The 14,348-nt window shown below is 69.0% G+C and carries 13 protein-coding genes; 7 read left to right on the top strand and 6 right to left on the bottom strand.

Annotated elements, in window-relative coordinates:
- Window position 1: 1 nt before the first annotated feature.
- Window positions 2–355, top strand: a complete 354-nt coding sequence (locus tag NNI01S_RS06895; RefSeq protein ID WP_063917333.1) for a VOC family protein — start codon at window positions 2–4, stop codon at window positions 353–355.
- Window positions 356–387: 32 nt separating this feature from the next.
- On the opposite strand, the gene NNI01S_RS06890 is transcribed toward NNI01S_RS06895, so the two are convergent.
- The 3 genes from NNI01S_RS06890 to NNI01S_RS06880 form a co-directional block, all read right to left on the bottom strand.
- Window positions 388–1,947 carry a flavin-containing monooxygenase gene (locus NNI01S_RS06890; RefSeq protein ID WP_063917331.1) on the bottom strand — a complete coding sequence of 520 codons (1,560 nt, stop codon included), beginning with the start codon at window positions 1,945–1,947 and terminating at the stop codon, window positions 388–390.
- Between the two features lie 511 nt (window positions 1,948–2,458).
- On the bottom strand, window positions 2,459–2,983 hold the full coding sequence (locus NNI01S_RS06885) for a hypothetical protein (protein WP_063018538.1): 525 nt from the start codon (window positions 2,981–2,983) through the stop codon (window positions 2,459–2,461).
- A gap of 144 nt (window positions 2,984–3,127) precedes the next feature.
- Window positions 3,128–3,760: a TetR/AcrR family transcriptional regulator gene (locus NNI01S_RS06880; RefSeq protein WP_063018536.1), complete on the bottom strand. Its 633-nt coding sequence runs from the start codon at window positions 3,758–3,760 to the stop codon at window positions 3,128–3,130.
- 96 nt (window positions 3,761–3,856) lie between these two features.
- Between NNI01S_RS06880 and NNI01S_RS06875 the strand changes: the two genes are divergently transcribed.
- The 6 genes from NNI01S_RS06875 to fadD11 all read left to right on the top strand — a co-directional run bounded on the left by NNI01S_RS06875 (window position 3,857) and on the right by fadD11 (window position 11,617).
- Complete coding sequence (locus tag NNI01S_RS06875; RefSeq protein ID WP_063018534.1) at window positions 3,857–4,750, top strand: metal-dependent hydrolase; 894 nt, start codon at window positions 3,857–3,859, stop codon at window positions 4,748–4,750.
- Entirely contained in the window at window positions 4,747–5,799 is a 1,053-nt protein-coding gene (locus NNI01S_RS06870; RefSeq protein ID WP_084488577.1) for a PDR/VanB family oxidoreductase, read from the top strand. Before NNI01S_RS06875 ends, NNI01S_RS06870 begins: the two co-directional genes overlap by 4 nt.
- 59 nt (window positions 5,800–5,858) lie before the next feature.
- A complete protein-coding gene (locus NNI01S_RS06865; protein WP_063018533.1) occupies window positions 5,859–7,361 on the top strand; it encodes an aldehyde dehydrogenase family protein in 1,503 nt (500 codons plus the stop codon).
- Between the two features lie 2 nt (window positions 7,362–7,363).
- Window positions 7,364–8,827: a flavin-containing monooxygenase gene (locus NNI01S_RS06860; RefSeq protein ID WP_063018531.1), complete on the top strand. Its 1,464-nt coding sequence runs from the start codon at window positions 7,364–7,366 to the stop codon at window positions 8,825–8,827.
- Window positions 8,824–9,702, top strand: coding sequence for a short-chain dehydrogenase/reductase (locus tag NNI01S_RS06855; protein WP_063018529.1), 879 nt, complete (start codon window positions 8,824–8,826; stop codon window positions 9,700–9,702). The genes NNI01S_RS06860 and NNI01S_RS06855 overlap by 4 nt, the downstream gene beginning before the upstream one ends.
- Window positions 9,703–9,784: 82 nt before the next feature.
- Window positions 9,785–11,617 carry a fatty acid--CoA ligase FadD11 gene (fadD11, locus tag NNI01S_RS06850; RefSeq protein WP_063018527.1) on the top strand — a complete coding sequence of 611 codons (1,833 nt, stop codon included), beginning with the start codon at window positions 9,785–9,787 and terminating at the stop codon, window positions 11,615–11,617.
- Window positions 11,618–11,626: 9 nt separating this feature from the next.
- Here fadD11 and NNI01S_RS06845 read toward each other — a convergent pair whose 3' ends face one another.
- The 3 genes from NNI01S_RS06845 to NNI01S_RS06830 all read right to left on the bottom strand — a co-directional run bounded on the left by NNI01S_RS06845 (window position 11,627) and on the right by NNI01S_RS06830 (window position 14,344).
- Window positions 11,627–12,199 (bottom strand): GNAT family N-acetyltransferase, encoded by a 573-nt coding sequence (locus NNI01S_RS06845; RefSeq protein ID WP_084488576.1) that lies wholly within the window; start codon window positions 12,197–12,199, stop codon window positions 11,627–11,629.
- Between the two features lie 95 nt (window positions 12,200–12,294).
- Window positions 12,295–12,525: a hypothetical protein gene (locus NNI01S_RS06840; RefSeq protein ID WP_063018525.1), complete on the bottom strand. Its 231-nt coding sequence runs from the start codon at window positions 12,523–12,525 to the stop codon at window positions 12,295–12,297.
- 391 nt (window positions 12,526–12,916) lie between these two features.
- Complete coding sequence (locus tag NNI01S_RS06830) at window positions 12,917–14,344, bottom strand: phytoene desaturase family protein (protein WP_063018521.1); 1,428 nt, start codon at window positions 14,342–14,344, stop codon at window positions 12,917–12,919.
- Window positions 14,345–14,348: the final 4 nt, after the last annotated feature.

Here is a 14,348-nt window from a genome sequence, read left to right as displayed (position 1 = left end):
CATGACCATCCAGCGAATCGGACCGGCCTACCCCACCGACGATCTGCCCACCACCGTCGCACTGCTGACCGCGGTGTTCGGCGCCGGACCCACCGTCGTGGACGGCGACCGCTGGGCCCAATTCGACAGCAACGGCGTCCGCGTCATGCTCGCGGGCACCGACCGCGACGACGACACACCGTTCCTCGCGATCAAGGTCCACGACCTGGATGCCCTACTGATCCGGCTGCGCGGCAAAGGATTCGAGGTCGCACAGCCGGTCATCGGACCGCACGAACGCCGGGCCGTCATCCGGCCTGCGCCCGCCTCGGCCTGGCACATCGCTCTCTACGAACCGGTCGCGACGAAGCCGTGACGTGACCTAGCGAAGGGAAGGATCGAGCCCGCTCATTCGGTGCCGATCCCTGCGGCCGGCTCGGGTGTCGATGGCAGCGGCGCGGCTCGATTCTTCCTCCGCTTCGGGAGTTTCCCGTCCGAAGTCGCCGGATCAGGGACAGCGCGGAACGATTCGGAAGGCGGTCGCCGCAACGCGCGGTCGAACGCGCGAGCCGAGGCGGGCCACGGGTTGGTGACACGCCCACTGTCGTGCTTGTACCAGCTCGGCCCCACGCCGGGCCACACCGTCTTCGCGAGGGCTGCCGCGATCCACTGCTGGTGTGCGCGCATGGCGCCTGCCCGGACTTCGACGGCGGCAGCGCCGATCCGGTCGCGCCACCGCAGGCATCGGATGATGTAGTCGATCTGGCATTCCTTCATGCCCGGGTTGCTGCCTGCGGGATTGAAACTGTTCGGTCCGGCGATCAGGAACGCGTTCGGATAGCCCGGAACCGCCACGCCCAGCAGAGCTGCCGCGCCCGAGCGCCATTCGTTGTGCAGGAGCGCTCCCCCGCGCCCACGCACGGTGACCGGGACCAGGAATTCCGGAGCGCGGAAGCCGGTGGCGTAGACGATGACGTCGGCCCGATGGCGTGCGCCGTCGGCGGTGAGCAGTCCGTCCCGGGTGATCCGGGTGATGGGAGCGGTGATCAACTCGACGTTCTCGCGGGTCAACGCCGCGTAGAAGCGGCTGTCGAAGATGATGCGCTTACCCCCGATCGGATAGTCGGGAGTGAGTTTCGCGCGCAGGCCCGGGTCTGCGATCCGGCTGTGCAGATATCGCCGGGCGGCCCACTCGGCGGGGCGCGCCGACCAGCCCCGGTGCATGATCGGAGCGAGCACGGCATCGGCGCCGTAGTACAGGGCCCGGCGGTACAGACGGTGAGCGCCGGGCAGCCGCAGCGCCGCTCGGGCGAGCGGCCCGAAATCGGCGGGCGGTTTGGGCAGGACCCAGTGCGGCGTGCGCTGGAAGACGCGGACGCGGCGCGCGGTCGCGGCCAGTTCCGGCAGCATCTGGGCCGCGCTCGAACCGGTGCCGATCACGGCCACCTCCAGTCCGCATAGGTCTTGTTCGTGGTCCCATCGCGCGGAGTGGAAGGACGGTCCCGCGAAGTCCTCCCTGCCGGGAAAGTCGGGAACGTTGGGCCGGTGCAATTGGCCCACGGCGAAGACCACCACCTCGGCGTGTACGCACTGCCCATCGGAGGTGACCAGTTCCCAGATCGCCTCGCCTTCCCGGTAGGTGGCCTCGCTGATCGCGGTACCCAGTCTCAGATGCGGGGCCAACCCGTGGTCGGAGACAACTCCGCGCAGGTATTCCAGAATCTCCGCCTGGCGCGGAAATCGGACGCGCCGGCTGCGGTAGGGCGCGAACGAGAACGAATACAGATGCGACGGCACGTCACAGGAGCACCCCGGATAGGTGTTGTCCCGCCAGACGCCGCCGACGTCGCCGCCGCGCTCGAAGATCACGAAATCGGTGATCCCCGCTCGTCGCAGTCGGACTCCCATCCCGATACCGCCGAAGCCCGCGCCGACGACAGCCACCTTGCAGGTCATCGCGTTCGCCACCCCTCCTCCTTCACGCTCAGCACACAGTCAACGTTCAGCTACCTGAACTCTTCGTTAGCTGGAGCGTTTCGGATGGCAAGATCTTCGAGCTGCCCGCTCGAGGCACACTGCCACCAGAAGTCAGTTGCCACACGGAACTACGTCCGTGACGTGATCAGCGGGACATTGTCCGGCGACCCGTTCGGAGCACCCGGCTACCTGGCATGTCCAGCCGAGGCCGCTGCGAACAGCACACTTTTCGCTATTCAGCGGTTACCCGGCTGCGCCTTGCCTGCGCGGACGACCCGTACGCACGGCCGAATTCCAGGCGGGAAGCTCCCAGATGCCGAGCGCCGCAGGCACACGAAGCGTTCCGCCGACGAGGGCGTGCGTGTGCTGACGGATTCGCCGGGGCGCTCGGCAACGGCCCACCGATCCGAAATCCGCTAGTGCACTGCGGAAAAGAAGGACACCATCTTCACAAGTGAGCGCGGACCGCCGGGAAGCAGCCTGCCGGATCCCAATCGTTCACTCAGCCCGTGGTGCGGGCGGTCAGGTCGTCGAGCAGGATCATGACCTCCCCTTCCCGCTTCACCACCTGGGTGAGCCGGATCGTCACAGCGACGAGTTCGCCGTCGACCACGGGCTCGGCCGGTTCGTGTCCGAGACGCCGCCATTCGCCGGTCGCGGAGACGCTGCCCAATACCAGTTCGCACTCGCCCTGCCCGGCGCCGCGAAGCCGGGCGGACACCCGGATCGACGCGTGCGGCGAACGCACCCACAGATTCAGGGCGGCCAACCGCCCGGCGATCGACAACGTCCGCCCGGGCTTCGCCACGAGGTCGACCTCGAGATCATCGGTGGCCGACCGGACGAGCACGACGAGCGCCCGATAGTCGGCGCCCGCGACACCGTCGGCGTATACGCCGGGCCGCTTGCTCGGCGCGCCTTCGGCAAACGTGGTGATATGCGTTCGGTCCGCCCCGGCTCCGGCGAGCTCCCACCTGTCCTTGCTCTCGAAGTCGTCCAGGAGCACCTCGACCGAAGCGTCCGACATCCCCGCCGTCCTTCCTGAGCGCCCGCGCCGGACCTGCTTCCGGCTGCGAGCACACCCTACAAGCCGACGAATGCCGTTGCCGCGCCGGAACAGAGCGTTCACTTACCGCACGCGCGGCATTCCGCCGCCCCCATGCGCCTCGCGTCAGCCGGACACGGCGTTCGACCCGGCCACCACCGGCACCAGGTACCTTCGCGCGAAATCGCCCAGCTGTTCGTCGGTTTCGAGCTCGCTGAGCCCGTGCGGCGCGAGGATCAGCGAGTGGACGATCCGGCACACGATCTCCGCGCGAGTGGTCAGATCCGTTGCGGGCGGCAGGATTCCGCGCTCGACGGCGCGCTGGAGCGCGGCGCCGGTGGTGTGCACGGACATCGCGAACGGAGCCGCGCCGTCGACGGTGAGTTTCAGGACCACGCGCGCCGGTTCCAGCGTCAGCATGCGTTCCACGAGCGGGTTGGTACGCCAGCGGGTGATGACGGTGACGAAGATGTCGGCGACCAGATCACCGAGGTCGTCGTGGCGCTCGGCGATCTCGGTGATCTCGGCGAGCACCGCGGCCACCTCGCGACTGATCACGGCTTGCACCAAGTCGTCGCGGCCGCCGACGTGGCGATAGACCGTCACCCGATCCACGCCTGCCTTCCTGGCCACTTCCTCGATCGTCGTCTTCTTGACGCCGACCTGTTCGAACTGCACCAGTGCCGCGTCCAAGATCCGGGTGACCAGGGTGCCGGCGATGTTTTCGCTGCTCGTGGCGGCCTTCGAGGCGGTGGGCATAGGCCAACGCTAGCAAAATCGAGGCCGCCTGCAACATTCCACCCGAGTTGTTGCTGCAACATTGCAATGCGATTTGTAGCTATGTATGGTCGGGGCATGGCTGAGCAGGAGGGCGCGACGCAGCGCCGGTATCGCGACGAAGCGCATGCCATCCATGCGCGCGACGTCCACTTCGACTTCGATTCCGTGCCCATGCACTACGTGCCTGGCGAGGCGTTGGCAACGCACATCGTCAACGTGATGCATCTGGTGCTGCCCGAAGGGGAACGGGCGATGGCGCAGGCGTTGGCCGAAGCCCTGCCCTATATCGACGACGAGCGGTTGCGCGAGGAGGTGACGGGATTCATCGGGCAGGAGACCATGCACGCGAACAGTCACGAAGCCGCGCGCAAGCATCTGCAATCGATCGGCTTGGACGTCGATTCGTACGTCGCCAAGGTCGCCTGGCTCGTCGACCGCATCCTCGGCGACCACGGCCTCACCGGCCGTACCCGGGAGGAATGGCTCAAGGAACGGCTGGGCCTGTTCGCAGGCATGGAGCACTACACCGCGGTACTCGGGGAATGGCTGCTCAACGCGGACATCCTCGAAGAAAAGGGCATGCACCCGGCGATGCTGGACCTGGTCCGATGGCACGGCGCCGAAGAGGTGGAGCACCGCAGCGTCGTCTACGACGCCTTCATGCATCTCGACGGCAGCTACGCGCGGAAAGCCCGCACAGCGATCCTGGCCGGCGCGACGTTGCTGCCGCTGTTCATCGTCTCGACCGCGTATCTCTACCGGAAGGATCCGTCGCCGGAAAAGGGCCGGTTCTGGGGTCTGCAGTTCTGGAGCGCGACCCGGCGCGGCGTCATCCCGAAATGGACGGTCTTCTTCACCGAGATGCCCCGCTACCTGCGGCCGGGCTTCCATCCGTCCCAGCTGGGGCCGATGGACAAGGCGCTGCGCTATCTCGCGCACTCCCCCGCGGCACGGGCGGCGCACCGATGAACGGATCGCCCACCCTCGCCGACCGCTCGACGCCCGCGGGGTTGCGGCTGATCGGCGATGTCATGGACATCTACCGGAAGGTGTTCGTCACCGGACGCACCGCTGCGCTCCTGTCCCGTCCGAACAGGGTGCGGCGCACGGGCTTCGACCTGGATGTCACGATCGCCGCGATCGAGCGGGAAGCCGCCGACGTGGTGAGCCTGACGCTGCGCGCGGCCGGGGGCGGGCCACTGCCCGCGTGGCGCCCGGGCGCGCACGTGGACGTCTTCTTGCCGTCGGGCCGGCAGCGCCAGTACTCGCTGTGCGGTGACCCGAGCGACCGGTTCCGGTATCGCATCGCGGTGCGGCTCATCGAGGACGGCGATGGCGGGTCGCGCGAAATCCACCGATCGCTGCGTGCCGGTGACCGGCTGCGCATTCGCGGGCCGCGCAACGCTTTCCCCTTCGTCGACGCGCCGTCGTACTTGTTCCTGGCCGGTGGCATCGGCATCACCCCGATCCTCCCGATGGTCGAGGCCGCCGGTGCCCGTGGTCGTTTGGTGTACGTCGGCCGGTCGCGCGCGACCATGCCGTTCCTCGCCGACCTGCCGGACGCCGATATCAGGCCGGACGACGAATTCGGGCCGCCGGATGTCGCCGCACTGTTGTCGCGCGCCGAACCCGGTGCGGCCGTGTACGTCTGCGGGCCGCCGCCGATGCTGGAGGCCGCACAGCGGTGCCTGTTCGAGCTCAACCCGACCGGCTCGTTGCACACCGAGCGGTTCTCCGCGCTTCCGGTCGCCGACGGCGCGGAGTTCGACCTCACGCTGGCCCGTACCGGCGCCACCGTCCGGGTCGCGGCCGACGAAACGGCGCTGACCGCGATCCACCGCGCTGTGCCGGACGCGCCCTATTCCTGCCGGCAGGGTTTCTGCGGCACCTGCAAGGTCGCGGTCGTCTCCGGCGCCGTCGACCACCGAGACCGCGTGCTCACCGCGGCCGAACGCGAGAACCAGATGCTGGTCTGCGTCTCCCGCGCCGCGGGCGAGCACCTCGTGGTCGACCTCTGAGACCGTCACACGAAAGGGACAGCGTTGTCTATCCGTCGCCGCACGAGCGAGACGACCCGATGAGCGTCTCCACCAACCGCCCCACTCAGCCCGCGGTATCGACGTTCGACGTGCACGATCCGGCCACCGGCGAGGTGGTCGGCACCTACCCGGTCCACGATCGTCACGCCGTCGACACCGCCGTCGCCGCCGCTCACCAGGCCGCGACCTGGTGGCGCGATCTCGGCTTCACCGGTCGGGCTCGCCGTCTGGACGCCTGGCGCGCCGAGATCGCCGCAGGCCGGGACGAACTGGCCCGGATCATCCACCGCGAGATGGGCAAACCGGTCTCCGACGCCGAACTCGAGATCGCCATGGCACTCGAACACCTACGGTGGGCGGCCCGCAATGCCGAGAAAGTGCTCGGCCGTCGCACCGTTCCGTCGAGCCTGCTGACGGTGAACCACGCGGCCACGGTCGAATACCTGCCACTCGGTGTGGTCGGTGTCATCGGCCCCTGGAACTACCCGGTGTTCACTCCGCTGGGCTCCATCTCCTTCGCGCTCGCCGCAGGGAACGCGGTGGTGTTCAAACCCAGCGAGTACACCCCCGGGGTCGGGTTGTGGCTGGCCGAAGCGTTCACCCGCGGCTGCGCGCCCGACGAGCCGGTGCTGCAGGTGATCACCGGTCTCGGTGATACGGGGAACGCGCTGTGCCGCAGCGGCGTCGGCAAGATCGGGTTCACCGGGTCCACCGCCACCGGCAAGCTGGTCCTGGCCGCGTGCGCGGAGAACCTCACGCCGGTGCTGATGGAGTGCGGCGGCAAGGACGCGCTGATCGTCGACGCCGACGCCGACCTCGACGCCGCTGCCGACGCGGCGGTGTGGGGCGGGTTCTCCAACGCCGGACAGACCTGTTTGGCCGTGGAACGCGTCTACGTCCATGCCGACGTCTACGACGAGTTCCTCGCGAAACTCGTGGCGGCAGGGAGCCGGATCGAGGCCGGAGCCGCGGATTCGAAGATCGGCCCGATCACCATGCCGAAGCAGCTGTCGATCATTCGCCGCCACATCGAAGATGCCCTCGCGCGCGGCGCCCGTGCGGTGCTCGGCGGCCCGCAGGCGATCGATCGCCAGTTCGTCCAGCCGACCATCCTCGTCGACGTGCCCGAGGACGCGGCCGCGGTGACCGAGGAGACCTTCGGGCCCACCCTGACGGTCGCCAAGGTCCGGGACATGGACGAGGCCGTGGAGCTGGTGAATCGCTGCGCGTACGGGTTGGGCGGGACTGTCTTCGCCCGCCGTAACGGTCGCGACATCGCCGAGCGCATCCGCGCGGGCGGCATCTCGATCAACGCGTTCGTCGCGCACGCCACCATCCCCGCTCTGCCGCTCGGTGGTGTGGGCGCTTCCGGCTTCGGCCGTGTCCACGGGCCGGACGGGCTCAAAGAGTTCGCCTACGCCAAAGCGGTCACGCGGCAACGCTTTCCGTCTCCGTTGCCCCTGACGTCGTTCCGGCGCGATCACCGCGTGGACGCGATCGTCGACCAGCTCGTCTCGATTCTGCACGGAAGGAAGCGGTAGTGATGGACGATCGAATCGAGCACACGCCGATAGCCATCGTGGGCGCGGGACTGGGCGGTATCGGCCTGGCGATCAAACTGCGCGAAGCCGGATTCGACGACCTGCTCATCCTCGAGCGAGCCGACGACCTCGGCGGCACGTGGCGGGCCAACACCTATCCCGGTTGCGCCTGCGATGTGCCGTCCCACCTCTACAGTTACTCGTTCGCACCCAATCCCGACTGGTCGCGCACCTACGGGCGGCAGCGCGAAATCCTCGACTACATCCGGTCGGTGGCCACGGAACACGATGTCGTCCGGCACATCCGGTTCGGCGCCGAGCTGCTCGATGCCCGATGGGACGAGCAGGCTTCGCTGTGGCGGATCGAGACCTCGCGCGGCGCGCTCACCGCGAATTTCCTGCTCTCGGCCGCCGGCCTGTTCGCCGAGGCGAAGTACCCGCAGCTGCCGGGCATGGACTCGTTCGCGGGCACGTCCTTCCACTCCCTGCACTGGGATCACGACCACGATCTGACCGGTGAGCGGGTCGCGGTGATCGGCACCGGCGCCTCGGCGGTGCAGTTCGTCCCGGAGATCCAGCCGAAGGTGGCGAAGCTGTCGCTGTTCCAGCGTTCGGCGCCGTGGATCGTCCCGCGCATGGATCGCCGCACACTCGAGCTGGAGCGGCGGCTGCTGCGGCGTGTTCCGCTGGCGCAACGCGCGATCCGTGGCGGGTTCTACGCCGCGATCGAGACGTTCGGGCTCATCTCCCTGGTCGACCAGCGCTTCCGGCACCCGTACGAGGCGTTGGGCCGCTTGCAGCTGCGGCGTCAGGTGCGCGATCGGGACCTGCGCAAGAAGCTCACGCCCGACTACGTCATCGGCTGCAAACGCGCCATCTTCTCCGACACCTACCTTCCGGCGCTCGATCAGCCGAACGTCGAGGTCCTCACCCAGCCCATCGCGGAGATCCGCCCGCACTCCATCCTGCTGCGCGACGGCAGCGAGCACCCGGTGGACACCATCATCTTCGGCACCGGCTTCGCCTCCATCCCGACCGCCTACGAACGCTACGCCGGACGGAACGGGCAGACGCTGGCGCAACTCTACCGCCGGCGACCGCAAAGTTATCTCGGGGTCGCGGTGGCCGGGTTCCCGAACTTCTTCTGCACGCTCGGGCCCTTCGGCGCAGCCGGGAACCAGTCCGCGATCTACATGATCGAATCCCAGATCGCCTACATCGTCGAGGCCTTGCGCACCGCGCGCTCCGCCGGAGCCCGCCGCGTCGAGGTGCGGCCGGAAGCCCAGGAGACCTTCGTCGCGGAGATGGCCCGGCGCAGTTCGTCGACGGTATGGCTCACCGGCGGATGTCAGAGCTACTACCAGACGCCGGACGGGCTCAACGCCGGTCTCTATCCGAACTGGAGCTTCGAATACCGGCACCGCACAAAGCGATTCGACACCGGAGCCTACGAGGTGAGCCGATGATCAACGACATTCTCCCCTTCGGCCGAGCGCGTCGCGGCTATTCGGTCGAGGGGCGGGTCGCGCTCATCACGGGCGCAGGCCGCGGGATCGGGCGCGAACTGGCCGCGGTACTGCACCGGAAACAGGCCTCGGTGGTCCTCGTCGACATCGACCAGGACGCGGTCGACGCGGCGGCCACGGCGCTGGGCGGCCGGGTCCTGGCCGTTGCCGCCGACGTCGCCGACCGCTCGGCGATGCGGGCGGCGGTGGACCGGGCCGTCGATCATTTCGGCCACTTGGACGTGGTGGTGGCGAACGCGGGCGTGGTCCCCCGGCCCGCGACGGTGCGCACGCTCGACGGACCGGACTTCGACCGCGTCATGGACATCAACCTCACCGGTGTGTTCAACACGGTGCGGCCCGCGCTCGACCATGTCGTCGCCGCCCACGGTCACGTGGTCGTGGTGTCGTCGTGCGCGGCGTTCGCACCCGGCATGGCGGGCGCTCCGTACATGATCAGCAAGGCCGCGGTCGAACAACTGGGCCGGGCGCTGCGGGTGGAGCTGGCGCCCTTCGGCGCGTCGGCGGGGATCGCCTATTTCGGCATCGTCGACACCCGCATGACGCACGACACCCTGGACCACGACGAGCTGGGCCGGGAGCTGGACGAGCTGTTGCCATGGCCGTTGAACGTGCGGATCTCACCCGAGCAGGCGGCCCGCACCATCGCCGAGGGCATCGAGCGGCGCGCGGCGCGCACCATCGCACCGGCCGGCTGGGAGCCGTACGCGCTGCTGCGCGGGGCGGTCAACGTGGTGCTCGACAGCGCACTCGCGCGCGACGCCCGCGTGCACGACTTGCTGCGCAGGGTCGAAGCCCGCACGACCCCTTCGTGACGCCCGAGCCGTGTCGTTCCGCAGGCGGACGCCGCATGGTCCGTCCACACCAGCCGTCACCCGATCCGAAGGAACCCATCCCGTGAGCACTCGACGCTTCGACACCCTCCCCGCCGCCTTCCAGTACAACGCGACCGTCGATCCCGACGCGGTCGCACTCCGTACGCCCGGCAATGCCGCCACCCTCACCTGGCGCGCATACGCGGCGCAGGTCCGGCGGATCGCCGCCGGACTGGCGGGGCTGGGCGTGCGCCGCGGCGACACGGTTGCCTCGATGATGTCCAACCGCATCGAGTTCTATCCGCTCGAAATCGGCGCTCAGCACCTCGGCGCGACCAGCTTCTCGGTGTACAACACCGCCGCTCCCGAGCAGATCGCCTACGTGCTCGGCAATGCCGGTGCGCGTGTGGTGCTGTGTGAGCCTCGATTCGTCGAGCAGATCCGCGCGAGCGGAGTCGAACTCGACCACATCGTCTGCGTCGACGACGCGCCCGAGGGCACCTTGTCGGTCGCCGACGTCATCGCCGCCGGCGAGGAGAGCTTCGACTTCGACGCCGCTTGGCGCGCCGTCACGCCCGAGGACGTCGCCACGCTGATCTACACGTCGGGGACCACGGGCAACCCCAAAGGGGTGGAGACGACGCACGCGAACCTGATGTTCGAGTGCTACGCCGTGGACCAGGTGCTCGGCATCCGTTTCGGGGACACCATCACCTCCTACATGCCCACCGCGCACATCGCCGACCGGCTCACCGCGCTGTACTTCCAGGAGGTCTTCGGCACTCAGGTGACCTGCGTCGCCGATCCCACCCGGATCGGCGCCGCCTTGGCCGACCTGCATCCCACCATCTGGGGCGCCGTGCCCCGCGTCTGGGAAAAGCTGAGGGCGGCAATCGAATTCGCGGTCGCGAACGAACCCGCCGACGACCGGCGGGCAGCATTGCGGTGGGCACTGGCGGTGGCCGCCCAGCGCAGCGCGCATCAATTGAACGGGGAGCCGGTTCCCGAATCGGTCGCGGCCGAGTGGGCGCGCGCCGACCGACTCGTGCTGTCCGGGCTGCGCGCGAAACTCGGGCTCGACCGCGTCCGCTGGGCGATGTCCGGCGCCGCGCCCATCCCGGCCGAAACGCTCGGCTTCTTCGCCGGTCTCGGCATCCCGATCGCCGAGATCTGGGGTATGTCCGAGCTCACGTGCATCTGCAGCGTCAGCCACCCGGACGACGCGAAGCTCGGCACCGTGGGCAAACTGCTGCCCGGTATGCGGGCCCGGCTCGCCGACGACGGCGAATTCCACGTCCGGGGCCCGCTGGTGATGAAAGGCTATCGCGGTGAGCCGGGCAAAACCGCCGAGGCAGTCGACTCGGAGGGCTGGCTGAGCACGGGCGATGTGATCACCATCGACGACGACGGCTATCTGAGAGTCGTGGACCGCAAGAAGGAGCTGATCATCAACTCCGCGGGCAAGAACATGTCTCCCACCAACATCGAGAACGCGATCAAGGCGGCGACACCCCTGATCGGGGCCATCGCCGTGCTCGGCGACGGACGCCCCTACAACACCGCCCTGGTCGTCCTCGACGCCGAATCCGCCGGACCGTACGCCGCGGGCCACAACCTGCCCGACCCGTCGGCTGCGGCCTTGTCCGCCGATCCCGGTGTCATCGAGCAGATCGCGACGGGCATCGCCGCGGGCAACGCAAAGCTCTCGCGGGTGGAACAGGTCAAGCGCTTCCGCCTCCTGCCGACATTCTGGGAGGCGGGTGGCGACGAGATCACCCTCACCATGAAACTCAAGCGCCGGGTGATCGCCGAGAAGTACGCCACCGAAATCGCGGAACTCTACGCGCCGGACTGCCCTGCGGGCGTCTACGAACCCGCGGCCACCCCGGCCGATCCGGTCGGGGCAGTCAACTGAGCGTAGGGGTCATCGCTGCTTGACCCAGTACATTCCGCGGCCGGACTCGGCCGGTGCACGCTTCTCTCGGGGCTCGATCCGATCCAGCCGGTAGCCGAGCCGCCGGGCGACGGCGGCGCTGCGGACATTGGCCTCATCACAGCGGATCTCGACACGGTCGACGCCGGGCAGGTCCAAGGCGATACGCGTCAAAGCCGCTGCGCTCCGGGTGATCACACCGCGGCCGGTGTGCGCGGCGTGACACCAGTAGCCGATCTCGACAGCGCCCGAACCGAGGTGGTCGTGCAGGCCGATCGCGCCGAGCACATTGCCTGCGGCATCGAAGATGCCGTAGTTGAAGCTTCCCGCGGCGCTCGGCCAGCTCTCGTCCGTCTCCCGGCCGAACGCGCGCTGGCTGTCGAGGGTCGCCGGTTCGGCGAGCCAATCCATCCAGGGGTGGATCAGGTCGTAGGACGCGTTGATCGCCTCCAGCCGCGGCCGCAGATCCTCCGGCAGCCACCGCCGCACCAGCAGTTCGTCCGCCTCGATTCGTTGCGGTGGCGCGACACCTGGCGCTAGCGCGGAGCACGATTCGATGTCCATACCGATATGGTGATCGCCCGGTGCCTGGCCCGGCAACGGATATATCCGTGTGTGCGCTCCGCCGCCCCCACGTAAGCGCTGGTCACCGGCGGGGTTCAGGCGCCACGGAGGCGGACTTCGGCGTCCAGCTCGGCGGCGGCTTCGGCCAGTGCGGCGGCGTCCGGATCTGTTCCGAGCCGGTCGGCCAGGTCGGCTCGTGACAGGATCAGCATCCCGCGCGGCTCCGATCCCGAGCCCGGCTCGATCTTGATGTGCCCCTCTTCCAGCACCAAGCGCGCGTCCGGTTCGTCGGTCGCCAGCAGTCGGCGCAAGTCGTCCTGAGTCACTCGACCGGAACCCGATGGGCTGTTCGGCGTCGCGTCTGCCGACCGGCTCGTCTTTTCAGCGTCCATGGTGACCGATTGCCCTGGCGAATCCGCGGGAAACCCGTCCGGCGAGGTATGGCCGGAGCGGGTTGGCGGCGCCCAGCGCGGCCAGGGCGGTGAACCGCAGGCCGACTCGCAAGTCGATCCCGCCTCCCACTGCGTCTGCAAATTGCGGGCAGCGGCCGGATATACCGGATCGCGCCGCGGCCGTCTGCCGCGTGTTCACCGGCTTCGCGACGCGCATGTAGATCCCGAGCCGGGTGACCGGCCCCAGCACTGCCCTCGCGGCGGGCACATGGCCGGTCACCTCCGCGAGGGCTGGGGTCAGAACCGCGATCACGACGTGGGGCAGCTAAGACGACTGTCCGATACCCGATCGCCGCAGGGCCCGCCGCGCGGCGTTGGCGCCGCACATGCCATGCGCCCCAGGACCGGGCGGCGTCGCCGCGGAGCAGAGGTAGTGGCCGGGCACACCGATGTCGTAGGGCTGCAGGGTCAGGCGAGGACCGAACAACAACTGCGGGATGTCTTTCGCGCCCGTCATGATGTTGCCCCCGACGTAGTTGGGGTTGTATTCGGCGAACCCCGCCGCGCTGCGCGCGCTCGTGCCGACGACGCGCTCGCGGAATCCCGGGGCGAAGCGTTCGATCTGGGCGATGATCGCCGCCGTCGCATCGCCCCGATAGCCGTGCGGGACGTGGGCGTATGCCCAGATCGGATGGATGTCGCCGACCGACCGTTGCGGGTCGGCGAGGTACTGCTGCCCGACCAGGACGAAGGGGCGTTCGGGCATGTGGCCGCGGTGGATGTCGCGTTCGGTCGCGGCGATCTCGGCGAACGTACCGCCGAGGTGCACCGTCCCCGCCCGGCGAGCCGCCTCCGCCGTCCACGGCACGCCGCCGTGCACGGCGAAGTCGACTTTGCAGGCGCCCGGCCCGTAACGAAAACGTCTGTAGGACTTACGGATTCGAGGCGGCAAGCGCTCGCCCATGATCTCCGCGACCGCGGTGGGCGCCAGATCCCACATCGTCAGATCCGCCGTCGGCAGATCGGACAACGATCGCACGCGCGCGCCTGTTTCGATCTTCCCGCCCAGGTCACCGAGGGCCGCCGCCATGGCTTCGGTGATCCGCCGCGATCCCCCGGCGGCCACCGCCCAACCGTAGGCATGCCCCGCGGTGAGAATGCCCAGGCCGATACTCGCGCTGAGCGGTCGGTGCAACGGATGGAACGCATGCGCCGCGACGCCGCCGAACAGCCCCTTGGCCTGCGGGGTCCGGAACAGCCCGGCCAGCGTGGCGGCCGGGGCGAGGGCAGGAATCCCGAAGCGGGCCAACCGGATCGGATGGCGTGGCAGGCGCAGCAGCGGCCGCATGATGTCGTCGCTCATCCGGTCGTACCCCGCCACCGGACGCTCGAACAGCAGCCGCCATGCTCGGCCGTCGCTACCGAGACCGGCGGCGGTCTCGCCGACCGAGCGCAGCAGCACGCCCGCGGTGCCGTCGTCGAGCGGATGGGCGCAGTCGATCTCGGGCCACGCCCAGGACAATCCGTAGCGCGCCGGGTCGAGGTCGCGCAGGAACGGAGAGCCGACCGCCATCGGGTGAACGGCCGAGCAGTGGTCGTGCAGCAGGCCGGGCACGATCGCCTCGCCGGTGCGGGTGCCGCCGCCGATCTCGTCGGCCGCCTCCAGCACGGTGACGTCGGATCCGGCGCGGGCCAAGGTGATGGCCGCGGCCAAGCCATTGGGGCCGCTGCCGACCACCACTGCGGTACTCATATCG

The organism is Nocardia niwae NBRC 108934 = DSM 45340 (assembly GCF_001613465.1).
Classification (GTDB): domain Bacteria; phylum Actinomycetota; class Actinomycetes; order Mycobacteriales; family Mycobacteriaceae; genus Nocardia; species Nocardia niwae.
Note: the sequence above shows the minus strand (reverse complement) of the source record. Positions and strands in the feature narration are given on the sequence as shown.

Bases quoted from the DNA above. Each gene is read 5' to 3' on its own strand.
- NNI01S_RS06895 (WP_063917333.1), top strand. From the start codon at position 2: ATGACCATCCAGCGAATCGGACCGGCCTACCCCACCGACGATCTGCCC.
- NNI01S_RS06885 (WP_063018538.1), bottom strand. From the start codon at position 2,983: ATGTCGGACGCTTCGGTCGAGGTGCTCCTGGACGACTTCGAGAGCAAG.
- NNI01S_RS06880 (WP_063018536.1), bottom strand. From the start codon at position 3,760: ATGCCCACCGCCTCGAAGGCCGCCACGAGCAGCGAAAACATCGCCGGC.
- NNI01S_RS06875 (WP_063018534.1), top strand. From the start codon at position 3,857: ATGGCTGAGCAGGAGGGCGCGACGCAGCGCCGGTATCGCGACGAAGCG.
- NNI01S_RS06870 (WP_084488577.1), top strand. From the start codon at position 4,747: ATGAACGGATCGCCCACCCTCGCCGACCGCTCGACGCCCGCGGGGTTG.
- NNI01S_RS06865 (WP_063018533.1), top strand. From the start codon at position 5,859: ATGAGCGTCTCCACCAACCGCCCCACTCAGCCCGCGGTATCGACGTTC.
- NNI01S_RS06860 (WP_063018531.1), top strand. From the start codon at position 7,364: ATGGACGATCGAATCGAGCACACGCCGATAGCCATCGTGGGCGCGGGA.
- NNI01S_RS06855 (WP_063018529.1), top strand. From the start codon at position 8,824: ATGATCAACGACATTCTCCCCTTCGGCCGAGCGCGTCGCGGCTATTCG.
- NNI01S_RS06845 (WP_084488576.1), bottom strand. From the start codon at position 12,199: ATGGACATCGAATCGTGCTCCGCGCTAGCGCCAGGTGTCGCGCCACCG.
- NNI01S_RS06830 (WP_063018521.1), bottom strand. From the start codon at position 14,344: ATGAGTACCGCAGTGGTGGTCGGCAGCGGCCCCAATGGCTTGGCCGCG.